Source organism: Exiguobacterium sp. s143 (assembly GCF_018618895.1).
GTDB lineage: Bacteria > Bacillota > Bacilli > Exiguobacteriales > Exiguobacteriaceae > Exiguobacterium_A > Exiguobacterium_A abrahamii.
The window spans coordinates 92,852-113,545 of record NZ_JACSMX010000001.1; the positions used below are offsets into that span (position 1 = coordinate 92,852).

Below are 20,694 nucleotides of genomic sequence, written 5' to 3' on the forward strand. Positions count from 1 at the left end.
TTTCTTATAGACAAATTAACCTTCTCCTAAAGCAACGTACTTTTTTAATTTCCCGTTGAAACTCACTAGCAGGATGTCATTTCTTTCTTTAGAAGAGTATAGGGCGGTACCCTTGGAGAGTTTCGTAGCAGTCCCATTATCAAAATCGTCTCTATCCGAACTTCTTCTTTTAATTTCTCCAACTTTTTTATTCTGAGTGACTTCGGTTTTCTCTGCCCATGCTACATCTGATTTGTAGATCGTATCATTGAATTGAAAAATATCTGCTTTAGAATCTTCGCTCAATACTTCGGATGCCGTCGGTTTTTCACTAGTACTTTGCATTATCTCTTCATTATTACAACCAACTAATATCCATACAGCCATAATTGAGAAAGCGCAAGATAAAACGACTTTTTTCATAACATAACCTCTTTCTCATTTTTATATGTTATTCCATGTCGATATCTGTTAACTTCAACTGTTCTTCATGGTTGCCATCCCATTGAACAGTGGTTTCCTTTAGTCTAGCAAATTCAAATGTTTTCTTAGTCAGGAATCTTAACAAAAAGGGAATCCATTTTTACGGGATCCAGCGTCCGATCTGCTCACCCATCTTGACGCGACGTTCAATGCCTGGTGCGAGTTCGACGGTGTCCGGTGGCAAGACGAGGATGAAGGTCGAACCGAACGAGAAGTAGCCGAACTCTGCACCACGCTCCAGCAGTCGTCCTTGATGTGTCTGAACGATCGTATTGACGTTCAGCGCACCGACCATGACGTGCTCGATTGCGCGGTGATCGACTTGCAGACGCGTGACCCGACGATAGTTTCGTGTCAACGGACGTTTGCTGAATCGTAGCCCCATGTCATTGACGGGTGCCGATTCTCGCCCCAGTGTATAACTCGTCGTGATTTCGCCCGTGACTGGCGAGTGGACACGGTGATAGTCGGTCGGACTCAAATAGAAAATCAAGGCGACACCGTTCGCATACTCCTGGGCGCGTTCGCTCGAGCCAATCAGCTCAGCAACGGTATAGTCCTGTCCTTTGATCGTAAACCGGCTATCTTGCGTTAATGCTGGGACGATGGAGAGGACGGCGTCACTCGGACTGACGAAGGCATCCGGCGCGGTTGCGATTGGTCGCATACCGGGACGTAACTCGCGTACGAAACAATCGTGCAGCGAGGTAAACGAATCAACGGACTTCAGCGCTTGATCCGTCTGAATGTGATAGGTGCGAATAAAAGGTCGGATGAGCGGTTTACTAAAGCGACTCATCGCAAACCGTTTTAGTGTGTTCGCAACAACGGGTCGAGCATTTAAGTGGACGATCGTATCAAAGATGGCTTTCTTCATGAGGTAAAAACTCCTTTAAGTTGTAATCTACCTCTTAGGATACGGTCGAATTCTGTTGATAGACGGAGTCGCTTTCTTAAGTTTGTCTTAAGAAAAACACGTACCGAAGATGCGGCACGTGTCAGAACGTCATGATTTTCGAGTCAACAAATAGAGTAGAGGTCCGAACGCACCAATCGCGAGGGTGATGATCGCCCAAAGCGGAAAGCTTCGTCCGGTACGACGTGTATCATGGCGGAGCCAAACGATGATGAAGAGGGCGCAGAGAATCAGGTCGACGAAAATCTGGAGCGTCGCCGTGTTTTGTGTCGCTTCCGCAAAGATGCCAAGTACACCAAAGTCAATTATCGAAAACGCGGTTAAAACAGCGAAAGCGATCGTAATGATGAGCAATAAAGGTTTCGGGATGGTGTCTACAAATGAAGCTTGAGATTCTTTCATGAAGGATCCTCCTCGTAAATGTAGTGTTTACTACAAATAAATGTAGCATGTACTACAATCGAACGTCAATCGAGGATATGTAGAAGGAAAGTTATTACCCTGATCCGTCAAATAACGAAATGTGATGCTGTTAAATTTGGTATAATACGGAAAAAGAAACGTAGGATGATGAGAAGGGACGGAGCGAACATATGAAGGTAAAGCGATTGCGAACAATCTTCGCCTGTAGTGCGGCTGTAGCCTTATTGATGAGTGGAGCGAGTATCGGAAGTGGAAGCAGTCTTGTCGAAGCAAAAGTGGTCCAGACGAAAAAAGCATTCGATTATAAAAAATACCGTGCCGATCAATTGAAGGTCATCACGAAGTACGGCAACATCTTATCGGATCTTAGCTCCAAATCCCCAATCAAAATTCCTTCTTATTATCAAAATGAAGCATATCGGACTGCGGTCGAGCAGTATAATCCGAAAGTAGAAAAATACGATTCAGATAACGTGAAGGAGTCAAGAAAAATCAGAGCGATGCGAGTCGATCTAAAAGCAGTCGATACATCGTCTGAGAAAAAAGCGTTCGATAAACGAATGGCCGCAATGAAAAAAGAAGTCAAACGACTCGTCAAGGTCGAGCAGGCATTAGCGAAGGAAAGCAAGCCACTCTATCAAGAAGTCATGGATTACGAGCGACAACAAATGGAAGCGTTCGTCGCCCAATATGGACCGATTGATCCGACATTGACATTGATTAAGTCACTTCCATACGTTCAGGAACTCGAACGAAAACTGATCAAGAAAAAAATCAGTAAGCAAGACCGAGCAGAGCGCGTAGATCGCGCAGCTGAAGCGATGGTACGAGAACGTGAGACGTCGAGTGGGCGAGTCGGACCCGAGCGTGGGAAAGTGACGATCTTGATTTACGAGAATAAATTCGAGGAAGCAGCAGCTGTCTTTGAAGAAGCGAAACAGCTGACGAAAGACGAGAACGTCCGACTGGATCTTGCTTTCAAGAAGATCATCAATCGCTTTTTAAAATGAAGCATCCTTCGTGGATGCTTTTTTGCGTAGTGCCTGTTTCTTAAAATCGAGTATGATGGAAAGGGAAGGAGTCGATCGGATATGGATAAGTTTGAACAGAAGCGACAGGATTATACGCATCACATCGCAAAAGCGACGTTAGCATCAAGCATCAAGGAGATGAGTCTGAAGAAAATGGCGACCGCTGCCGGGACGAGTGACCGGATGCTGATGCATTATTTCAAGGATAAACAAGACATCGAGACCGCGGTGTTGACCGCGATTAGCCAAGAACTGATTGATTTACTGCAGCAACCAGATTTAAAACTCGAGTTCACGGCATTCGTCCATTTTTTGCGACAAGCAATCGATGAGCCACGAATCAAGCCATATTTGAATCTTTGGTTCGAGATCACCCACCTCGCAACGAGTCAGGGAGAACCGTATACGTCGATCACGCGGACGATTGGAGAATCGTTCGACGATTGGATTAAACAGATCTATGTACCAACAGAGGGGGAAGATGTCGAACAGCAAACAGCGTTGCTCTTCGTCTTCACGGAAGGACTCGTCGTCTTAAATAAGATCGGCTTACAAGAGCGGATGGACGCGGCAGTGGAAGCAATGATTGCATTAAAAAAGGACAACATGCCTCGCAACTGAGGTGTGTTGTCCTTTTTCTGCATCTCACTGAAAAATCGTCACAGCTGAATAAAGGAGTAAGCCACACATGATGACGCGAAACGCGACATCATATCTTTGAAATAACGAACGAAACAGGGAGCCACTTCCTGCCCAAAGCAATAAGGCGATCCACCCGAGAATGATGGCATACGACGTGTATTGAACGGTTTCTACAGTAGACGTGCTGTGCGGCAGAATGAACGTCGATAAGGCGGTCAAGAAAAAGAGGATACTCTTGACGTTGATGAGTTGGAACAACAGACCGGATAAAAATGTCGCTGGCACGGTATCGATCTGACTTGCTGTCTGTTTCGGGAAACCAATCTTATAGGCAAGATAGACGAGGTATGCGGCACCAAGCCACTGCAGAATCAGTTTAATCATAGGCAACGTCGCTTGTAAAACTGTCGTCCCTAATGCGCTGACCAACCCGAGTATCATGAACCCTAGTAAGATTCCGGTATTAAATCGCCAAGCACCACGAAAACCGAAGTGGCTCGATTCATGCATGACTAACAGATTACTTGGTCCAGGTGTGATGGACGTAATGATGACATAAGATAAAAAAGCAACAACATTCATAAGAAAACTCCTTTTTCATTCTATCGAATACTTGAATTCTAGTGTAAGATGACAAGATCGATAAATAAAATTGAAATAAAAAATCATGTCATCATTTTTTTCGATGGATGATGGAAGGAGAGTCTTGGAATGGAAATTCGCCATTTAATCAGCTTCTTGAAGATCATTGAGACGAGGAGTTATACGGCAGCAGCGAGTGACCTCGGCTACACACAATCGACGATCACGTCCCATATGCAATTGCTTGAACAAGAAGTAGGCGGTGCTTTGTTTTTCTATGCCAATCGTACGCTTCAGCTTACACCGCTAGGTCAGGAAATCATCCCGCTTGCTGAAGACTTACTAGCGACACACGAGAAAATCAAGTCGATTCAACAACAGGATCCCTTTGAAGGCGTCTTGAAAGTCGCAGCGCCAGAGTCACTGACGATTTCTCGTCTTGGTTCCGTCTTACAGACGTTCATGACAGCATATCCGAAAGTCAACATCATCTTATCAAATGGGACATGTCAGGAAAATCAAGACGAACTCTTACATGGACGGGTCGATGTCGCCTTGATGCTGTATCCGATGTTTTCCACCGAACGTTGTACGCATGATGTTTTGACAGAAGAGAAGATCGTCATCATTGGTCATCCGACGATGCCGGATCATTTTGACGCGATTCGATCTTCCGCAGACGCATACGTCTATCTGACGAATGAAGAAGGGTGTAGTTACCGAACGATGTTTGAGGCGTGCGTCAGAAACCAAGACATCTCGTTTCAGACACAGGAATTGTGGAGTATCGGGGCGATCAAGAAGATGGTGATGAACGGTCTTGGTTTTGCTGTGTTACCGTATGTGACGGTAGCAGATGAAGTGGAAGCAGGTGCGATAAAAATCATTCAACATGATGAGACGTTTGAACCGATGTATGCCCATCTGCTTACGAAACAGTCGAAGTGGGGCTCACCCGTGACACGCGCGTTTCAGGAAATCGTCCTGGACCAATTCACGAAGTCAAAGTGAATCGAGTATCTCGACCCAGACTTGATAATAGATTTCTTCATCGAGGTGAACCGTTGCCGACCGTACGCGATAGTCTGGGTTCTCCGCTAAATAAAAAGCAAGAGTCGTCGCGACTTTAAAGTCAGGGGTGCAATATCCGGTGATTGAACGACCATGAATCTCATTCGTGATCGAGTCCGCCCAGACTTCTGCTTCACGTAATGTCTCGAACTGAAGCATCTCTTCCTTCCAACGAATCGACATCTTATGTCCTCCTCTACTGTAGTTAATGTTAGTATATGGAAGAAATAGTGTGTTACTCAAGGGGGAACGTTAGACATGAGTCGTTTTGGAATACATCAGGAAGTAATCAATCCGCCGCTCGGTGCCGCCTTCATCGGTTATCACCGAGAAGAAGGTGTCGCAAGCATACACGATCCGCTATATGTCACAGCGAGCATCTTTGAAAGTGAGCAGACGACATCGGTTTTCGTCAGCATCGATAACATCGGTTTGCTCGTCGCCGATACCGATACCATCCGTGAAGGCATCGCGGACCGGCTAGACGTGTCGAAGGAAAAGATCACGGTCGTTTACACACATACACATTCAGGTCCAGCGACAGTGGGAACTGAACCGTTGACCGTCGCCTACAAAACGATCTTGACGCAACAAGCGATCGTATCTGCCGTCAAAGCAAGCGAAGCGATGCAGTCGGTCGAGATTGGTTGGGGTGTGACGTCTGGAAAGCTTGGCGTCAACCGACGGGAGAAAAGGAATGGTCACGCGGTGATGGGAACGGATCCGCTGGGAGTGACGGATGACCGAATCGGAACGCTATTGGTTCGACGTGCCGATGATGCGTGTCTCGTCGGAGCCTTCGTTTTCTGTACAGCGCATCCGAACGTCTTGAAATCAGACAGTGTCGTCTTATCCGGTGATTATCCGGGTGTCGCTCGAACGATACTCGAACAGGCACTCGGCTGTCCAGTCGTGATCGTCCAAGGGGCGACGGGGAACATCAATGCGAAATATCGCGGTGACCTAGCAAGTCTACAGAAGATGGCGTTTGCTTTAAGTGGACACGTCTTGACGACGATTCCAGACGTGTCGTTTCAACCGTTAACGCACCACCGGATTCAGTCGATGATTTATCCGATGCGCTTAACAGAAATACCGGTTGCGGACGTATTGCAAGACATGGCAACTTACGCTGAACAGACATGGGGCGTCAGCGCAGCACGCTGGTTGGCGTACGTTCAAGAGCAATTGGGAACAACACTCACTATCCCGCTTGAAGTTCAATTGTTTGAACTAAACGAAGGTTCGTTCTCAGGCATCCCGATGGAGCCGTTCTGTGAAACAGCGTTACAGATTCAACAGATGCGTCAAACGGAACTCGCCTTTTTCGGAGGCTATACGAACGGTTATATTGGTTATTTGCCGACAGCGGAAGAACATCCGCACGGTGGATACGAAGTGGCGATCAATCCTGTCGTCTACGGTCCAGTAACGGGGCTCTGGATGCCACCTGTACCGGAAACGGCAAACGGCATCGTGCATCGTATCCGACAACTCTATGAAACGAACAACAACCCGGCTTCTCTCGTCTGAGAGACCGGGTTGTTATGATTACGATTTGATTTTTCTGATGATCCAGAATAAAGCAAAAGCGATTCCGCATGTTAGGAAGATGAATAAAAAGAGCAGAATGAGTAAGTTAGACATTTGTAACATCAAAAACCTCCGTGAATAGGTATAACATTATTTTCGAACTTTCGAATAGTAATAGAGTAACATAGTAATTAACAATATATAGGGAAATGACTTGTTGTTTTCTATATTTTTTAAATGAGTTACTCATTATATGAACGAATAGCTATTTTATTCCATTATAATTGAGATGGAAAATATCATGATTATCAAAAGATGTATTCTTAGTGTTGTCATCACGTAATTATTCCTCAGTTTGATTTTATCCTTCAGCATCGGATATACGATCGATTGGATTCCGGAAGTAACTTTAGCTCAAAAGATAAAAGGTTACGCTTTTGAAGGGTTCACTCGTTTTAATTTTATTTAGCTTTTAATTGCTGTAGGTGTAGGTACTTTGTACAGCCTATTCTACTTAAAACCAAGATCATCGAGTTCACTAAAGCGTTGATTTCCTTTATTTTGAAACTTTTCTTTATTTGTTTCGTTTATTAGGATGAGAACGAGTCAACGTATTAGGGGAAATAAATATGAAAAAGACAGTTGGCGCAATCGTCTTAGCGGGCGGTATGCTAATACTCGGTGGTTGCGGAACCACCGCAACACAAACCGATTTGTTTAATCAACAAGGTACATATCTCGGCGACAATAGTAGCGTACGAGAAATCGTCCAACAGCTACCTCATGGTGATCAGTTGAAGAAGATGGAACTTTCGACGAAGGATAAACCGTATCAACTCACGTTACGTTATGCTGGATATGAAGAAGGACAGGTCGAACAAAAAAGTAATCGTACGGCAATCTACAATGCAACAGCGCTATTCACTTTGATTCCGAATGTCGACCACGTCAACATGACGATCGAGGATGCTTCGTATCACTTTACGAAACAACAGCTGCGCGATTGGTACGGGAATGACTTTACGACGTACGATAATGAAAAAGCGTTAAAGGCGTTTACGAAGCCTTTTATCGAAGATGAACTGAAAGTAAAAGAAATACTGAATTGAAAAGAAAAAGTGGAAGTAGATGAATTTTCATCACTTCCACTTTTTTATACTATTGATTATTTCCCTGGCTTCGTCTTGTAGAAGCTGTAGAAGACGCTGATCAGGATCACGAGGACGATCGTACCGAGTGACATCCAGATTGGCATTTTGTAGACGTCACTGAAGATCATCTTCGCTCCGATGAAGACGAGCATGAAGCTAAGACCGTGTTTCAAGTAGTAGAAACGATCAATCAAGTTCGCGAGGACGAAGTAGAGACTACGGAGTCCAAGGATCGCCATGATGTTCGCATAGAAGATGATGAACGGGTCACGCGAGTACGCGAAGCTTGCTGCGACCGAGTCGACGGCGAAGACGATATCCGAGATCTCGATGAAGACGAGCGCGATCAAGAGTGGCGTGAAGAACAACTTCCCATCAATCCGTTTCGCGAACTTACCAGACGAGATGTCTTGCGTGATCGGTAAACGTTTCTCTAACCAACGAATCGTTTTGTTCTCTTCGAGCGACGTCTCTTGACCGATGTTTTTGTACATCATCCAACCAGTGTAGACGAGGAACGCTCCGAAGATGTAGTAGACCCAAGCGAAGTTCTCAAGCAACGAAACACCAGCGACGATGAAGATGACGCGGAAGAAGATTGCACCAAGAATACCCCAGAATAAGACTTTGTGCTGATACTTCAATGGAATCGCGAAGTATGCGAAGACGAGCGAGAAGACGAATACGTTATCGATCGCGAGAGCCTTCTCGATGAAATAAACGCTCGTATATTCGATTGCAGCGGAACTTCCTTGATCGAAGTAGAGCCAGCCACCGAAGGCGACGGCAATCGCGATCCAGACGAACGTCCACGTCCAGGCCTCCCGAAGCGAAACTTCATGTGCCTTACGATGGAAGACTCCAAGGTCAAGGGCGAGCATGATGAAAACGATGGCTAGAAAAGCAATGAGTAGTGTCAACAGCGCTTCCTCCTTTAAGGTAATTGTTATCTTGAATTTATTATAAGGTCATGAGAACTCAAAAGTAAAGCGAAAAATGTTTGGAATGTGCAATTGGTTAAAAAACAATCCCCGAAAGTGGACGAATGTATTCGACGTGATGTGCAATGAAACGACATGAAACCCAGTTCCGAAAAGGTACTGGGTTTCATGCATGTGACTTTTAATTATAAAGTGATTTTTAAGGCATCATGATAAGGGAGGAAAGTGCGGCACGACGTACGTTCCGAGTTCATCGATGACGTCTTCCGCTGATCGCTCACCGTCGAATAGGGCGAAGAACAAATGATTGACGCCAAGCTCGCGGTACAATTCTAGCAACTCGATCAGTCGATTGCGCCCGATCCGAAAACCGAGTCGAATCGGTGTCGCTTCCTCGTTCGGATCCGCGGATAAATCAAGATGCATCGGCATCGAAAACGGGCGGAACGTTGTGTTACCGGCTGCTTGACTGGCAGCACGCCATTGTTCGATGGCACGTGCTTGTTCGAACGGTCCTTGCGGATAATACATCCAGCCGTCACCGTTTTTTGCGAGCCAGTCCATATCCTGCTGTGCGAAACCCGTGATCATCGTCGGGATTTTTTTCTTTGGTCGTGGCACGAGTGTCGCACCACGGACTTCTCCATACGTCGAATCAATTTGCGGATAATCTTCATATAAAGCTTGTTCCATCACTTGCAGTGATTCCTTGAACTGAGCACCACGACTTGGGTGATCGACACCGAGTCCATGGAAGTCGGCTTGCCGGTCACCGGACGAAACACCGAGAATCAGGCGTTCCGGGAACAGCGCATTAATCGTCGCGACTTCTTTCGCAGAGCGTAACGGATGACGGAGCGGCAAGACGAGTGCTGACGTTCCGAGAGCAATCTGTTTCGTCTGACTAAGGAGATGCGTCCCGTATATCAGCATGTCATGAATCTGTCCGACAGCCGGATCAAGAAAATAAGGATCCTTCAATAAGACGTCGCGTAACCAGAGTGTCGTAAAACCATAGTTCTCTGCTTTTTGTGCGAGCTCGACTTGATTGGCAAGCGTCGGCGTTCGCATCTTGAAATTCTCGAGCGGGACGTGGAGACCGAGCGTGAGCTCGCCCTCCCGGTACATCCGCTGATAACTTGCATGATCGTTCAACATAGTAGTCCTCCTTATTGATGTTCGAGACGACGCGAGACACCAGTCAAGATGACGGCAAGAATGACCATGATCCCGCCGACCCATGGTGTGTGGACGAGACCGATCGTATCGGTGACGAGACCACCAATCGTTGCTCCGAGTGCGATCCCAATATTGAAGGCTGCGATATTCAAGGCAGACGCAACATCGACTGCTGCTGGGACATATTTTTCAGCCAACTGAACGATATAGAGCTGGAGTCCAGGGACGTTCATGAACGCAAGGAGTCCCATTAAGATGATACCGATGATACCGGCGACCTTGAACGGAATCATGAACGAGAGGGCGATCATGACGATGGCATGGATGATGAACATATAGAACAACGCTTTAATCGGATTACCGTTCGCGAGTTTTCCACCGACCGTGTTCCCAATCGCAACCGCGATTCCGTAGACGAGCAGAATGATACTGATCAAGCTCGGACTGATTTTCGTGACGTCCTGCATGATTGGTGTCAAGTACGTAAAGGCGACGAACGTTCCACCGTAACCGAGGGCAGTGATCAAGAAGCCAAGCATCAAGCGTCCGTTCGTCAACAATTTGAACATGTCGGAGAACTTAGCAGGTGGTGATTGTTTCAAGTCTTTTGGAATCAAGAAGAAGCTTGCGATGATCGCGATGATGCCGAGTGCAGCAACCGCGAAGAACGTCGCGCGCCAGCCGAATGATTGACCGATGAATGTCCCAAGTGGAACACCTGTGACCGTTGCGACTGTCAGACCTGTGAACATCAAGGCGATGGCACTCGCTTTTTTATGCTCCGGTACGAGCTGGACGGCAATCGTCGCACCAATCGAGAAGAAGACGCCGTGCGAGAAGGCAGTGATGAAACGGGCGACGATCAACAATTCAAACGTCGGTGAAATCGCGGAAACGAGGTTACCAGCAATGAAGACGACCATCAATGCCATCAGTAACGTTTTCCGATTCATTCGGTTCGTTAGTGCTGTCAAAATCGGAGCACCGACAGCGACACCGATCGCGTAACCAGAGATGATGAGACCAGCGAGTGTGATGCCGATATTTAAATCACCAGCGATCGCTGCGAGCAGTCCGACGGGAACGAATTCCGTCGTACCGATCCCAAAGGCGCTGATTGCTAAGGCAAGTAGGGCAAGTCCGCCGTTTCTTGGGACCTGTTCCTCCTGGATCCGTGAGTTTAATTGATTCATGGGGATTCCTCCTAAAAATGATTTCAGTAGGGATCGTGTTCAGTGGGCCCGACCGAACATGATCCGATTGACATGACCCCAGCATAACCGGGGTGTTTCCTTTCGGGAAGTACGTACTTTAAAGTGCGATAAGCACTAAAAAGTACCCTACTCCTTCATTTAGATGCAAGGTCTAAAAGGAGGTTGTACTTTCCGTTGACAATTGCTATCATATAGCCAGCTAATCTGCTTGGGAAGTACGCACTTTCAAGTACGATAGGCACTAAAAAGTACCTATACCTTTAATTGAATCACGAAAGGATGGAACATATATGCCATACAATATCCCGGTCGAAGCAACACTTGAAGTCATCGGTGGAAAGTGGAAGGTCGTCATCATGTGTCATTTGATCAAAGGCGAGCGTCGGACGAGTGAGCTCCGCAAGCTGATGCCGACAATCACTCAAAAAATGCTGACGCAACAATTGCGCGAGTTAGAAGAAGACGGCGTCATCATCCGGACGGTCTTTGAACAAGTCCCACCGAAAGTCGTCTATTCGTTATCCGAGTACGGCTGGTCGCTGAAGCCGATTCTTGACGCGATGTGCGCATGGGGAGAAGGACATATCGATTTGACGGGTGGAGAAGTCGTCTCGTCATGACGAACAAAAGTGAGTCTCGCTCGAGGCTCACTTTTTTGAGTACATCATATACAGAATAGGGGTAGACAGATGGAACAACCAATCGTTCAATTTGATTCGATTACCGTTAGTTTTGAGGATAAAGCCGGCAGACGCCAGTCAATAGAGGAGTTTGCACAAGGATTCGAGCATGGCATCTTATTTTTCGGTCATCCACCGGAAACTAGCGACATCAAAGTCGTCTTGGATTTGAAGACAAACTTTGGTGAACGGACGTTTCGGTTTAACTTTTGCCGAATGGACCGGGCAATCGGCCATTATCTAATCGATGGGTTGGTCTGGAAATGGGTCATCTTGTGGGAATGGTATTACCAGGAGAGTTATCAAACGGGTGAGTCCTACCATATCAATCGTCCAAAGGAAGGAATTCGTGATTTTTATCGACAAATCGATGTACAAAATGAGACCTGTTCGAATGATTATTTAGAGTCAGGCATTCTCGAGGAGGACGTATCGTGTACGGATAGTTATACAAATTTTGAGAACCTAGATTGGGTCACCGAAGGAGATCCGATTAATACATTAGAACGGATGCGGAACCAAGGTGTCTTTTTCGAGTATTATTTTAAAACCTGGATTGATTTAGAGCATTCATTGCCCGCGATTCGACGCGTCATGGATGAATTAGATGTACATACACCTGAATAACATTTGAATGAAACGAGCACCGCTCCCTCTGTCGTCGACAGAAGGAGCGGTGCTTTGGTTAGAACGCTTTACGTTGACCTTTTAAAATCGTCTGTTGCAGAGGACCAAAGTCCCCTGGAACCGTCCGTTCCATGAACAGGTACGGTTTTCCATCGACGATGAATTTTCGATCTCCAAGATACTCGAAGTGGCGACCGTCATCCTTTAATCTTCGCTTAACAGCTTGAATATGGTCTTCATGATGGATGAACCGCTCGTTAAACGTCATGACGATATTTCCTTTTTTGAATCCGAGTAAGAAGACATAGTAGAACCAATATCCAACGAGACAAATACCAACGGCCAATAACAAATCATACATGTGTGTCGATCTCCTTTCGTGTATACAGATTTTTACGAATATTACTGTAAAAAGATTCAATCAATTTCAATTAAAAGTAAAAAAATATTCATCTGAAGATGAATACTCGTTATTTTTGAGCGATATATTTTTTTTGATCGAAATCATATTTAAATTCAACGATCATCCAATCATCACCCGTTGGATTCCGATACGAGTAAAAGAGCGATGTCTGTTTTTCTGGATACACGACTGTACTGTCATCAAAAGCTTTTCCAATCTTAGAGTAATCTTCTGTGCGGTGAGCCGTCATGACACCTAGCCCCTTACCAGAAAGAATATGATCGAATTCAGCTATCGTCATGCCTGGTTTAAATTTCTTTCCTGGCAAGAGTCGTTTTTTCGAAGGCGTTTTAGGGGTGCGCAAGATATAACGTGTGACCTTTTTGTATCGTTTTGAAGATCAGATGCATGCGCTGTAAAGACCAATGATCGTTTTTTTCATCGTACGGATAAAATGAGAAAGCGTATAAAGCATAGTCGTCTTTAATCTCACTCAATACTACACTGTGATTGAGTGTCGTGACGCCATGTTCTTTTTTTATGTATTTCTTAAACGATTTTCCGTAAAGTGACTTTGCGACGTCTGTCGCGGTCATGCCGAGTTTTAGCTTTTTGTAAGATGTATACTCCTTAGTCACTGCATCGACAGAATGAGGTGCGAAAATAGCACCAATCATCGAAAGCGTGATCAGAAGCGCGAAGAGTACTTTCAACTGAATAAGGTGTGATTTTTTCGTACGTGCCATCATGATTGTGTCTCCTTTGACAAACTTATTAAAAACCGTGCGATTCTTTTCGTTTGAGATACCAGAGTAGTCCGAGGGTAATACAAAAACCAATCGCACCTATGATTCCGATGAACAGGAAACCAACGAGATCACTGCCGATGTTCTTTTGAAAAAAATAGGATGAACCAAAAATCGCAGTGGTAATCATGAAAATATTGCGTAGATGGCGAAGTACTTGGACTATCATGGAGAACCCCTCTTTCTTAGTTTTTCGTTCGACGGATCTCGGTCGCGACAATCGAGTCCTTTGCAAACGTCACTTGAATCGTGTCACCCGTCTGAATGGCAGACGTGTTATCCGTTTTGCCATACACGATCGTGTCACTTGTGACGCGAATCTCTGTCAATGCATACTGTTCGTCCGGTTTTTGTTCGCTCGGAGCAACGAATAACGTATCCCCTGTAATTTTCTCGACGATACGTGCATCGTTCTCGTGTGTACAGGCACTAAGCAGTATACAAAGGAATAGGATAAAAGCAAAAAGCCACCGACGTGTCGGCATGAACCAAGCACCTGCTTTCGTCTGTTAATAGGGTTAGATGAAATCGTATGATTATATAAATTTTACCAGTTGAGACATCGATTGATGTAAAACAAAAAAATCTTTCTTACTCCAAAATAACAGGAATTCAGATTGAAATCGGCGTATGATTAAGGGAATACCATCATCTCGATATGAGGAGGCATTACGATGAAGGCAGCCATCTGTACCCGCTACGGATTCCCGGACGTCTTGCACATCACAGAGGTACCTCGTCCGGTTCCAAAATCAAACGATCTACTGATTAAAGTACATGCATCTGCCGTCCATTCCGGAGATCGTCGCATGCGTTCGCTCGATGTCCCACTGTTAGGGAAACTTCCAATGCGTCTGGCTGTCGGCTTCAAGCGACCGCGACAACCAATCCTTGGCGTTGTTCTTGCCGGTGAAGTCGTCGAAGTCGGTCAAGACGTCAAGCAGTTCCAAGTCGGAGACCGTGTCCATGCCTTGACGGGATTTGGCTTCGGTGGATACGCCGAATATGCGTGCGTGTCTGAGAAACGTTGCATTGCTAAAATGCCACAGCACGCATCGTACACGGAAGCCGTCTGTCTCCCGTTCGGTGGTACGACGTCGCTCCATTTCTTCCGGAAACTTCAAATCGATCAGATGAAGACAATCTTGATTTACGGTGCGTCAGGCGCTGTCGGGACGGCTGCCGTTCAAATCGCTAAAGCAAAAGGGCTGCAGGTGACGGCTGTCTGTAGTGGACGAAACACGGAAAGGGTCAAAGCGCTCGGTGCCGATCACGTCATCGATTATACAAAGGACGGTTACGATGGATTGTTGCTGAAGTATGATGCAGTCTTCGATGCTTCCGGAAAAATCAATAAGACGCAAGCGAAACGGCACGTCAAACAAAATGGCGCCTTTGCATCCGTCGCGGGACAAGGTGTGGCGAGAGAACGGAAAGAAGATCTACACTATTTAAATGAACTGTTTGAAGCGGGACGATTCAAAGCCGTCATCGACCATATCTATTCACTTGATGAGATCGTCGAAGCGCATCGTTATGTCGATACCGGGCAAAAGTTCGGTAACGTCGTCGTGTTAATAGCAAACGAATGATTCATCGAACCACCTGATTCAGGTGGTTTTTTTATGGTTATCCAATATATGTTAAAATAAAATAGGCTATTTTAAGGATGGGGGGATATAGCGATGATGAAACAGATTCATGCGTTTGAGACAAAAACGGACTATGAGAAATACGAAGCGGTCACGCATCGCTTTCGAACACGGTTAGACGAGTATCAAACGATCTTACAAGAGAAGTATCAACTGATCGACGTACCGAAAGGAATCGTTTGGACGTCAGCGGAACTCGCGACGACCGTCTTCTCGGACATTCCGATCCCAGCATTTACGAATAAGGACTTGATTTACATATCACCAGACGTTGCAGAATGGCGAACGTTATTTTTGTCTCAACTCGATGGGAAGGACGTACCGCATATTCGAGCATTCTACGAAACGCTTGCGGAAGATCACGTCTTGACGATTGCTGGTCATGAACTGACGCATCACTTGGATTTGTTCGTTGATGAATTCGACGATGAGAGAGAAGACGGAATCTGGTTCGAAGAGGGGATGTGTGAGTATCTACCCCGGAAGCATTTGTTGTCGGACGAAGCATTCAAGCGAATTACGACAATTGAGACAGAGCTGGTCGAGCTCTTTCAGGAGGAGTATGGAGCGCGCTCGATTGATCAATTTGGGAGTGCCTCCTATGCCGGTAGTCTGTCGAGTATCATGTTTGATTATTGGCGGAGCTTTCTCGCAATCCACCATCTCATCGAGGAACGATATGACGGGGACGTCTTACGCGTTTTCGAAGCATATCGGAACTGGCATGAACAGGGGCGGATTGTGCCGCTCTCGACATACTTTAATCTTCAGACGGTAAGACGCTAAGCTGTATTTGTAGTGGAGGAGGGCTTATGAATCGTTACAGTATTCTTTCGTTATCTGCATTCATCTGTTTTTGTTTCTTATTTTTCTTGATGAAGAGCGGAGTCAGTCTGAAAGGGTTTGGAACTCTCTATATCCTGCTTCTGTTTATCGTTCCGTTAGTCGGCGTATACACAGGGTACAAAACGAAGCATCGAGTACTTAGATGGCTATTCGTTGGTATCCATCTTATTATGTTCTGTATGATGTCCTATTTGCTGTTACTAGCTTACGGTATTTCTGAGCCGTAAAAAGGTTAAGCGAAAAGGTCAGTTGATTCCGAGTAAAAAAGAATCTTCTGACCTTTCGTGATATGTAGTATGAAATTAGAAAGCATCACGTGATTTAGTTTCGCTTGGGCAAACTGGTCGTCGTGCCCATCTCGACGACGTGATCATCTTGAAGACGATACAAGAAATATTCCTCTTTTTGAAGTCCTTGCCCCTGTACTTTTACGGCAATCTTATAGCGTTTTTCCTTATCGCGATGTTTGTCGTCATAAGCAGAGTGGAGGGAGACGACACGAGCTGGACCGTATTTTTTCTCGACATAGGTCTCAACTTTTGTGCTGACGTGCTGCTCGAATCGTTTATCGTATCGGACGTCTAAGTAAAACAGCAGTCCTCCTAATAGGAGTAAGGCAACCAAAACGTTCATTCCGACTTTTTTCAATTCATCACTTCCGATCGTTCCATAGCATTAAACCTAGAAAAGCTGTTACTGATGATCGGAAGACGATGCATCATAACAGCGATTGAATCATTAAGTTGAAAAATCTACATCATGTGAGTGATTGTTTTAAAGATCGACTCCAACTAATTTAAGAATGATGACGATTGTGATAGCTGAGAGCGCAAAAGAACCGGCAAAAGCAAGCTGTTTTTTCAAAAGTATCTCCTCCTTATGAAAAGGTTACCATTATTATGCCATTAAGTAAGATGTCTGTAAAATTAATTCCAATTAGAACCCTGGATTTTCATCATAAAATTTTAGGAATAGATGACAACATCCCCACTCCTCGTTTTGTCAAGAGAGCAGGGATTTTTCATGTTTCCTACATTCTACTTTATTAATAGTCGATGAATCGCCCTTGCCTCAGCATATGTCGATTCCTGTCCGAACCAACGATAAGTGAGAGTTGATAATGGCGAAGTTCCAGTGTCATTCAATAAAGCGATAGATAAATTATTCTTCCGATCAACGATTAAAAACTGTCCGCCTGATCCTACTCCCCATAACAGAGGATTTTTAGCATTTGATTCTAACCACCAAAGATATCCATATCCTGAAAAACGATCGACGTCCGAAATCTTAGAGTAAGCCATTGTACTCTCCTCAACCCACTTGATTGGAATAACGGATCGTCCTTTCCACTTACCATCTTGGGCATAAAGCGCACCAAATCGGGCAAGGTTTTCGGCAGACATATAAAATCGATACATCGGAATGGATGTTTCTTCATTCTTTTCATAAGTGACATGAGAAGGGCTGAATGTTTTCATGCCAACAGGCTTGGCGATCCATTGTTCAAAAGCATCTCCGATTTTCATTTTCGTCTCTTTCTCAAGAATAAGACCCAACATGTTAAAATCCCAATTGTTATAGTAATAAAAACTTCCTGGAGTATGACTTTCACGTTTTGGACGTAAATCTTTCATTCGTTGTGATTCACCCAATGCGTTTAAGTAGATACCTGATCGTGCTTGTAATAAGTCCCGAATTGTTGCGGACTTCTCTTGTTTCGTTAAGGGTTGCTTGGAATCATCGACAGAGAGTTGTCCCAATGTCATATCCAAGTCTACTAACCTTTTTTCCTCTGCAATCCCAAATAGTGCACTGATGATGCTTTTACGAATAGAAGCAACATTATACAATTCGTTCGAAGAGCCGATGGATGCCACTTGTTGGGTATCCTGAATTGCATATAATGCGTCCGACTCATTGCGTTTCATCTGCTGTTGAAGACTTATCTTCAACTGTTCAGTATCTGTTTTACTTTGAAGTGAAATATTTTCATTATCTGTTTCGTTTTGTACGAACGGGCGGGTAAGATGGACGAAAAGACTACCAATTACGATTAGAGATAAAAATAAAAGAGTACGTTTCCTTCTTGACTTCATAGTTCAGTTCTCCTTCAATCAATGTTGTGATGACACTGATTGATTATCAACCTTCAAGTAACTTTAAGGTCAAGCTTTCTATAAAATATAGTTTAAAAGGAGAGATAACTTGAGTTTATTTAAAATTGGAGAGGCTGCAAAACAAAGTGGGATACCTGCATCGACACTACGATATTATGATCAGATTGGTCTGATCCGTTCGCGTCAAATCGATTCACATAGTAAGTATCGATATTACACACAACACGACATCACACATATGAAAATCGTCCAGCATCTGCGCAGGATGAATTTTTCTCTTGAAGAAGTTCAACTTTTTTTAAACGAAAGAGATGTGAATCTTCAACTTGGATTGTTAGATAAGAAGAAACAAGAAATTAAGTTAAAGCGGTTGGCACTTCTTCAGACTGAGAAGGAAGTGCATCGCCGAATCGAATTTATAGAAAAGGAATTAATTTCATCAACAATCACGAAAAAGGATAGTTGGGAAATAGTAGTGAAACATTTTGATGAACGACCTATTCTATCGAAGCGAAAGATTTTCGACAGAGGCGGAATTGATATCTATCAAGACGCGTTTCTACAGTTACTCAAAGAAAATTCGTTTGAGGATGTACCCGTTACATCGCTCGTGTTACAGCATCATCATATCCAACTAAATGAAGAATTTTCTCACTTCGAAAGACATCTTCCAGAAATCGATTTAGAGGTAGGCGTGCTTCTTCCTTCCATGACATCCCCGTTTCAGAATGCGACTTTGCCTAGTGGTAGTTATGCTTGTATTGTGAGTAGAGGTATGGCAGGGAAGGAACGTTTTCGTAAATTATATTCATTTCTACAAGAATGGCTTCAAGAAAACAACTATAAAGTCGAGGGACCATTAATTGATATCGTCTTAACAGACCTCACTCAGTTAACTGCGATTGATTATACGGAAGATATACTTTCTGAGACTCAATTTCGCATTACACCAAATAATGCGTAGTGTGAAAGCAACAATCATTTTGTACTTTAATTTTATATATGTAAAATTAATTCTAAAAAAATCGCAATTTCTTATTACAACGTTTCATAAAGAAAATGACAACATCCCTACTCCTCGGTTCGTCAAGGCAGTAGGGATGTTATTTTCATGTCCACCAATCCGGTGGAGTATATCTCGTTAAAAGATCTTTCTCGACGAGTCGCTGATTCACATAAGATGTGACGCTTCGAAGTAGCGCATCCATGTTGGCAGGGTGCACCATGACCTCAACGGATGAACCGGGTGTGATTGAATCAAGTGTCGCAAACGAAACGCCCTCTCCATAAAACCGCTCATCGAAGCGATTCGTCAGCCAGAGATCCCGGTGCTTCTCGTTCCCCGCAGCACGGAACGTCGTTTGATATTCGTTAGCGAGATCGACGATGATGGAATCGATCGCCGACCAGCCGTGGATATGATGGTGACTGTCTAAGTGGTGCAACGACAGCCCGGTAGCAAGAAAAGCTTCAATCTGGGCTTTCCATTCTAGGTAGACGTCTTCAGGATCCGGTGGCTCTTCTTTCAAAAAGCGACTCGTGAAGCGGAACGTTCCGTCCTCCTTCGTTAACGACTGACTTGTCGAAGCGAGCGGTTTTCCCCAAGAGAGCACGAGATGTACGCCGACATGCAGGTCCGGGTGTTGCTGAGAAAGTCGAACAGCTTCTTCGACCGCATGTCCGTTCATCATCAGCGTCGTCGAATTGACGGGACCGTAAAGATGACTCTCGATGATGCCTTGGTTAATACCCGTCGTCAAACCGAAATCATCAGCATTGACGATTACACGCGTCTTAGGCATGTGCCGTGCCAGTCAGCGAGAGTGCTTGATCAAGCACTTGATCGCCCTTCATCAACCCGTATGCCATGTTGTCAATCACAGCAACCGGCACGTTAACTGCTGTACGGATTTTGTTCTCGAGGTAGCGGACTTGCGGACCGATCAAGATGACGTCCATCGTCGTATGTTCCTTTAGTCGCGATTCGGGTACTGCTTCGATCGTTGCGTCAAGCCCTCGTGCTACGGCTTCCGTCCGCATTTTTTCTACTAAGATTGAAGTGGACATGCCTGCTGAGCAGACGAGTAAGATATTCATTTCGCTTCCTCCAGTCGATTGATTTTAGTGATCATGTCGATCATCTCGGTCGCCAGTTCCTTGACCGTCATCGCCGTCATCAGATGATCTTGAGCGTGGACGAGTAGGACACTCATCTCGTTGCTCGTTCCTCGTGCTTCTTCTTGCAAAAGTTCCGTTTGAAGTTTGTGTGCTTCAAGAAACGAGGTTTCAGCTTCTTCCAGCTTTTCTTTTACGAGCGCAGCGTCGCTGCGTTTGGCAGCGGCGATCGCCTCAAACGCACTTGATCGTGCATTTCCGGCATGTAAGATGATCATGAACGATAATTGTTGGATTGATTCT

Annotated in this window: 28 protein-coding genes; 10 read left to right on the forward strand and 18 right to left on the reverse strand. The window is 45.0% G+C overall.

The genetic code is table 11. The annotated features are described in order from the left end of the window. Positions 1-15: 15 nt before the first annotated feature. The 3 genes from KNQ03_RS00525 to KNQ03_RS00535 all read right to left on the reverse strand — a co-directional run bounded on the left by KNQ03_RS00525 (position 16) and on the right by KNQ03_RS00535 (position 1,780). The gene (locus KNQ03_RS00525; protein ID WP_214722964.1) at positions 16-402 is read right to left on the reverse strand and encodes a hypothetical protein; all 387 of its coding nucleotides are present in this window, start codon (positions 400-402) and stop codon (positions 16-18) included. 160 nt (positions 403-562) lie between these two features. Next, positions 563-1,339 carry a phosphatidylserine decarboxylase gene (locus KNQ03_RS00530; protein WP_214722966.1) on the reverse strand — a complete coding sequence of 259 codons (777 nt, stop codon included), beginning with the start codon at positions 1,337-1,339 and terminating at the stop codon, positions 563-565. A 129-nt stretch (positions 1,340-1,468) separates the two neighbouring features. Further along, on the reverse strand, positions 1,469-1,780 hold the full coding sequence (locus KNQ03_RS00535) for a DUF2834 domain-containing protein (protein ID WP_214722968.1): 312 nt from the start codon (positions 1,778-1,780) through the stop codon (positions 1,469-1,471). Positions 1,781-1,986: 206 nt separating this feature from the next. Between KNQ03_RS00535 and KNQ03_RS00540 the strand changes: the two genes are divergently transcribed. Together KNQ03_RS00540 and KNQ03_RS00545 are read left to right on the forward strand one after the other, a co-directional pair. Next, entirely contained in the window at positions 1,987-2,811 is an 825-nt protein-coding gene (locus KNQ03_RS00540) for a hypothetical protein (RefSeq protein WP_214722970.1), read from the forward strand. 81 nt (positions 2,812-2,892) lie between these two features. Then, positions 2,893-3,453 carry a TetR/AcrR family transcriptional regulator gene (locus KNQ03_RS00545; protein ID WP_214722972.1) on the forward strand — a complete coding sequence of 187 codons (561 nt, stop codon included), beginning with the start codon at positions 2,893-2,895 and terminating at the stop codon, positions 3,451-3,453. A 24-nt stretch (positions 3,454-3,477) separates the two neighbouring features. Here the strand turns inward: KNQ03_RS00545 and KNQ03_RS00550 are convergent, their stop codons facing one another. Further along, positions 3,478-4,056 (reverse strand): LysE family transporter, encoded by a 579-nt coding sequence (locus tag KNQ03_RS00550; protein WP_214722974.1) that lies wholly within the window; start codon positions 4,054-4,056, stop codon positions 3,478-3,480. Positions 4,057-4,185: 129 nt separating this feature from the next. Here KNQ03_RS00550 and KNQ03_RS00555 point away from each other — a divergent pair, with 129 nt between their 5' ends. Continuing rightward, on the forward strand, positions 4,186-5,067 hold the full coding sequence (locus KNQ03_RS00555; protein ID WP_214722977.1) for a LysR family transcriptional regulator: 882 nt from the start codon (positions 4,186-4,188) through the stop codon (positions 5,065-5,067). Here the strand turns inward: KNQ03_RS00555 and KNQ03_RS00560 are convergent. Then, positions 5,059-5,310 (reverse strand): hypothetical protein, encoded by a 252-nt coding sequence (locus tag KNQ03_RS00560; protein WP_251140217.1) that lies wholly within the window; start codon positions 5,308-5,310, stop codon positions 5,059-5,061. The two genes, KNQ03_RS00555 and KNQ03_RS00560, sit on opposite strands and share 9 nt — an antisense overlap. 75 nt (positions 5,311-5,385) lie before the next feature. Between KNQ03_RS00560 and KNQ03_RS00565 the strand changes: the two genes are divergently transcribed. Together KNQ03_RS00565 and KNQ03_RS00570 are read left to right on the forward strand one after the other, a co-directional pair. Continuing rightward, entirely contained in the window at positions 5,386-6,660 is a 1,275-nt protein-coding gene (locus tag KNQ03_RS00565; protein WP_214722979.1) for an alkaline ceramidase, read from the forward strand. 629 nt (positions 6,661-7,289) lie between these two features. Beyond that, a complete protein-coding gene (locus KNQ03_RS00570) occupies positions 7,290-7,769 on the forward strand; it encodes a DUF4825 domain-containing protein (protein WP_214722981.1) in 480 nt (159 codons plus the stop codon). A 56-nt stretch (positions 7,770-7,825) separates the two neighbouring features. Here the strand turns inward: KNQ03_RS00570 and KNQ03_RS00575 are convergent, their stop codons facing one another. From KNQ03_RS00575 to KNQ03_RS00585, 3 genes are all read right to left on the reverse strand, one after another. Next, on the reverse strand, positions 7,826-8,731 hold the full coding sequence (locus KNQ03_RS00575) for a TerC family protein (protein WP_035397719.1): 906 nt from the start codon (positions 8,729-8,731) through the stop codon (positions 7,826-7,828). A gap of 228 nt (positions 8,732-8,959) precedes the next feature. Continuing rightward, positions 8,960-9,910 carry a TIGR03571 family LLM class oxidoreductase gene (locus KNQ03_RS00580; RefSeq protein ID WP_214722983.1) on the reverse strand — a complete coding sequence of 317 codons (951 nt, stop codon included), beginning with the start codon at positions 9,908-9,910 and terminating at the stop codon, positions 8,960-8,962. A gap of 11 nt (positions 9,911-9,921) precedes the next feature. Then, a complete protein-coding gene (locus KNQ03_RS00585; protein ID WP_052169465.1) occupies positions 9,922-11,124 on the reverse strand; it encodes an MFS transporter in 1,203 nt (400 codons plus the stop codon). Positions 11,125-11,435: 311 nt separating this feature from the next. Between KNQ03_RS00585 and KNQ03_RS00590 the strand changes: the two genes are divergently transcribed. After that, entirely contained in the window at positions 11,436-11,765 is a 330-nt protein-coding gene (locus KNQ03_RS00590; protein ID WP_023468096.1) for a winged helix-turn-helix transcriptional regulator, read from the forward strand. Between the two features lie 69 nt (positions 11,766-11,834). Beyond that, complete coding sequence (locus KNQ03_RS00595) at positions 11,835-12,452, forward strand: hypothetical protein (RefSeq protein WP_214722985.1); 618 nt, start codon at positions 11,835-11,837, stop codon at positions 12,450-12,452. Between the two features lie 58 nt (positions 12,453-12,510). Here KNQ03_RS00595 and KNQ03_RS00600 read toward each other — a convergent pair whose 3' ends face one another. The 5 genes from KNQ03_RS00600 to KNQ03_RS00620 form a co-directional block, all read right to left on the reverse strand. Continuing rightward, positions 12,511-12,813, reverse strand: coding sequence for a hypothetical protein (locus tag KNQ03_RS00600; RefSeq protein WP_023468098.1), 303 nt, complete (start codon positions 12,811-12,813; stop codon positions 12,511-12,513). 109 nt (positions 12,814-12,922) lie between these two features. Next, positions 12,923-13,156 (reverse strand): hypothetical protein, encoded by a 234-nt coding sequence (locus tag KNQ03_RS00605; protein WP_214722987.1) that lies wholly within the window; start codon positions 13,154-13,156, stop codon positions 12,923-12,925. Between the two features lie 49 nt (positions 13,157-13,205). Then, entirely contained in the window at positions 13,206-13,604 is a 399-nt protein-coding gene (locus KNQ03_RS00610) for a hypothetical protein (protein WP_214722989.1), read from the reverse strand. 25 nt (positions 13,605-13,629) lie between these two features. Beyond that, the gene (locus KNQ03_RS00615; protein ID WP_214722991.1) at positions 13,630-13,830 is read right to left on the reverse strand and encodes a hypothetical protein; all 201 of its coding nucleotides are present in this window, start codon (positions 13,828-13,830) and stop codon (positions 13,630-13,632) included. Between the two features lie 16 nt (positions 13,831-13,846). Next, positions 13,847-14,146 carry a hypothetical protein gene (locus tag KNQ03_RS00620; RefSeq protein WP_214722993.1) on the reverse strand — a complete coding sequence of 100 codons (300 nt, stop codon included), beginning with the start codon at positions 14,144-14,146 and terminating at the stop codon, positions 13,847-13,849. Between the two features lie 189 nt (positions 14,147-14,335). Between KNQ03_RS00620 and KNQ03_RS00625 the strand changes: the two genes are divergently transcribed. Both KNQ03_RS00625 and KNQ03_RS00630 read left to right on the forward strand, forming a co-directional pair. Beyond that, positions 14,336-15,253 carry an NAD(P)-dependent alcohol dehydrogenase gene (locus KNQ03_RS00625; protein WP_214722995.1) on the forward strand — a complete coding sequence of 306 codons (918 nt, stop codon included), beginning with the start codon at positions 14,336-14,338 and terminating at the stop codon, positions 15,251-15,253. Between the two features lie 93 nt (positions 15,254-15,346). Further along, on the forward strand, positions 15,347-16,099 hold the full coding sequence (locus tag KNQ03_RS00630; RefSeq protein WP_251140218.1) for a collagenase: 753 nt from the start codon (positions 15,347-15,349) through the stop codon (positions 16,097-16,099). Between the two features lie 381 nt (positions 16,100-16,480). Here KNQ03_RS00630 and KNQ03_RS00635 read toward each other — a convergent pair whose 3' ends face one another. Continuing rightward, positions 16,481-16,792, reverse strand: coding sequence for a hypothetical protein (locus tag KNQ03_RS00635; RefSeq protein ID WP_214722998.1), 312 nt, complete (start codon positions 16,790-16,792; stop codon positions 16,481-16,483). A 404-nt stretch (positions 16,793-17,196) separates the two neighbouring features. Next, positions 17,197-18,255: a serine hydrolase domain-containing protein gene (locus KNQ03_RS00640; protein ID WP_214723000.1), complete on the reverse strand. Its 1,059-nt coding sequence runs from the start codon at positions 18,253-18,255 to the stop codon at positions 17,197-17,199. Positions 18,256-18,364: 109 nt separating this feature from the next. Between KNQ03_RS00640 and KNQ03_RS00645 the strand changes: the two genes are divergently transcribed. After that, positions 18,365-19,240, forward strand: coding sequence for a MerR family transcriptional regulator (locus tag KNQ03_RS00645; RefSeq protein WP_214723002.1), 876 nt, complete (start codon positions 18,365-18,367; stop codon positions 19,238-19,240). Between the two features lie 145 nt (positions 19,241-19,385). Here KNQ03_RS00645 and chbG read toward each other — a convergent pair whose 3' ends face one another. From chbG to KNQ03_RS00660, 3 genes are read right to left on the reverse strand one after another with little or no spacing between them, the layout of a single operon-like run. Beyond that, positions 19,386-20,078 carry a chitin disaccharide deacetylase gene (gene chbG, locus KNQ03_RS00650; RefSeq protein ID WP_214723004.1) on the reverse strand — a complete coding sequence of 231 codons (693 nt, stop codon included), beginning with the start codon at positions 20,076-20,078 and terminating at the stop codon, positions 19,386-19,388. Beyond that, positions 20,071-20,373: a PTS sugar transporter subunit IIB gene (locus KNQ03_RS00655; RefSeq protein ID WP_047390543.1), complete on the reverse strand. Its 303-nt coding sequence runs from the start codon at positions 20,371-20,373 to the stop codon at positions 20,071-20,073. The genes chbG and KNQ03_RS00655 overlap by 8 nt, the downstream gene beginning before the upstream one ends. Next, positions 20,370-20,669 (reverse strand): PTS sugar transporter subunit IIA, encoded by a 300-nt coding sequence (locus KNQ03_RS00660; RefSeq protein WP_214724268.1) that lies wholly within the window; start codon positions 20,667-20,669, stop codon positions 20,370-20,372. Before KNQ03_RS00660 ends, KNQ03_RS00655 begins: the two co-directional genes overlap by 4 nt. Between the last annotated feature and the right edge of the window lie 25 nt (positions 20,670-20,694).

Excerpts from the sequence above, each read along its gene's own strand:
- KNQ03_RS00525 (WP_214722964.1), bottom strand. The coding sequence starts at position 402 with ATGAAAAAAGTCGTTTTATCTTGCGCTTTCTCAATTATGGCTGTATGG.
- KNQ03_RS00605 (WP_214722987.1), bottom strand. The coding sequence starts at position 13,156 with ATGACGATAGCTGAATTCGATCATATTCTTTCTGGTAAGGGGCTAGGT.
- KNQ03_RS00660 (WP_214724268.1), bottom strand. The coding sequence starts at position 20,669 with ATGATCATCTTACATGCCGGAAATGCACGATCAAGTGCGTTTGAGGCG.
- KNQ03_RS00635 (WP_214722998.1), bottom strand. The coding sequence starts at position 16,792 with ATGAACGTTTTGGTTGCCTTACTCCTATTAGGAGGACTGCTGTTTTAC.
- KNQ03_RS00630 (WP_251140218.1), top strand. The coding sequence starts at position 15,347 with ATGATGAAACAGATTCATGCGTTTGAGACAAAAACGGACTATGAGAAA.
- KNQ03_RS00560 (WP_251140217.1), bottom strand. The coding sequence starts at position 5,310 with ATGTCGATTCGTTGGAAGGAAGAGATGCTTCAGTTCGAGACATTACGT.
- KNQ03_RS00585 (WP_052169465.1), bottom strand. The coding sequence starts at position 11,124 with ATGAATCAATTAAACTCACGGATCCAGGAGGAACAGGTCCCAAGAAAC.
- KNQ03_RS00600 (WP_023468098.1), bottom strand. The coding sequence starts at position 12,813 with ATGTATGATTTGTTATTGGCCGTTGGTATTTGTCTCGTTGGATATTGG.
- KNQ03_RS00550 (WP_214722974.1), bottom strand. The coding sequence starts at position 4,056 with ATGAATGTTGTTGCTTTTTTATCTTATGTCATCATTACGTCCATCACA.
- KNQ03_RS00570 (WP_214722981.1), top strand. The coding sequence starts at position 7,290 with ATGAAAAAGACAGTTGGCGCAATCGTCTTAGCGGGCGGTATGCTAATA.
- KNQ03_RS00625 (WP_214722995.1), top strand. The coding sequence starts at position 14,336 with ATGAAGGCAGCCATCTGTACCCGCTACGGATTCCCGGACGTCTTGCAC.
- KNQ03_RS00535 (WP_214722968.1), bottom strand. The coding sequence starts at position 1,780 with ATGAAAGAATCTCAAGCTTCATTTGTAGACACCATCCCGAAACCTTTA.
- KNQ03_RS00655 (WP_047390543.1), bottom strand. The coding sequence starts at position 20,373 with ATGAATATCTTACTCGTCTGCTCAGCAGGCATGTCCACTTCAATCTTA.
- KNQ03_RS00545 (WP_214722972.1), top strand. The coding sequence starts at position 2,893 with ATGGATAAGTTTGAACAGAAGCGACAGGATTATACGCATCACATCGCA.
- KNQ03_RS00555 (WP_214722977.1), top strand. The coding sequence starts at position 4,186 with ATGGAAATTCGCCATTTAATCAGCTTCTTGAAGATCATTGAGACGAGG.
- KNQ03_RS00595 (WP_214722985.1), top strand. The coding sequence starts at position 11,835 with ATGGAACAACCAATCGTTCAATTTGATTCGATTACCGTTAGTTTTGAG.
- KNQ03_RS00610 (WP_214722989.1), bottom strand. The coding sequence starts at position 13,604 with ATGATGGCACGTACGAAAAAATCACACCTTATTCAGTTGAAAGTACTC.
- KNQ03_RS00590 (WP_023468096.1), top strand. The coding sequence starts at position 11,436 with ATGCCATACAATATCCCGGTCGAAGCAACACTTGAAGTCATCGGTGGA.
- KNQ03_RS00640 (WP_214723000.1), bottom strand. The coding sequence starts at position 18,255 with ATGAAGTCAAGAAGGAAACGTACTCTTTTATTTTTATCTCTAATCGTA.
- KNQ03_RS00620 (WP_214722993.1), bottom strand. The coding sequence starts at position 14,146 with ATGCCGACACGTCGGTGGCTTTTTGCTTTTATCCTATTCCTTTGTATA.
- chbG (WP_214723004.1), bottom strand. The coding sequence starts at position 20,078 with ATGCCTAAGACGCGTGTAATCGTCAATGCTGATGATTTCGGTTTGACG.
- KNQ03_RS00615 (WP_214722991.1), bottom strand. The coding sequence starts at position 13,830 with ATGATAGTCCAAGTACTTCGCCATCTACGCAATATTTTCATGATTACC.
- KNQ03_RS00565 (WP_214722979.1), top strand. The coding sequence starts at position 5,386 with ATGAGTCGTTTTGGAATACATCAGGAAGTAATCAATCCGCCGCTCGGT.
- KNQ03_RS00580 (WP_214722983.1), bottom strand. The coding sequence starts at position 9,910 with ATGTTGAACGATCATGCAAGTTATCAGCGGATGTACCGGGAGGGCGAG.
- KNQ03_RS00530 (WP_214722966.1), bottom strand. The coding sequence starts at position 1,339 with ATGAAGAAAGCCATCTTTGATACGATCGTCCACTTAAATGCTCGACCC.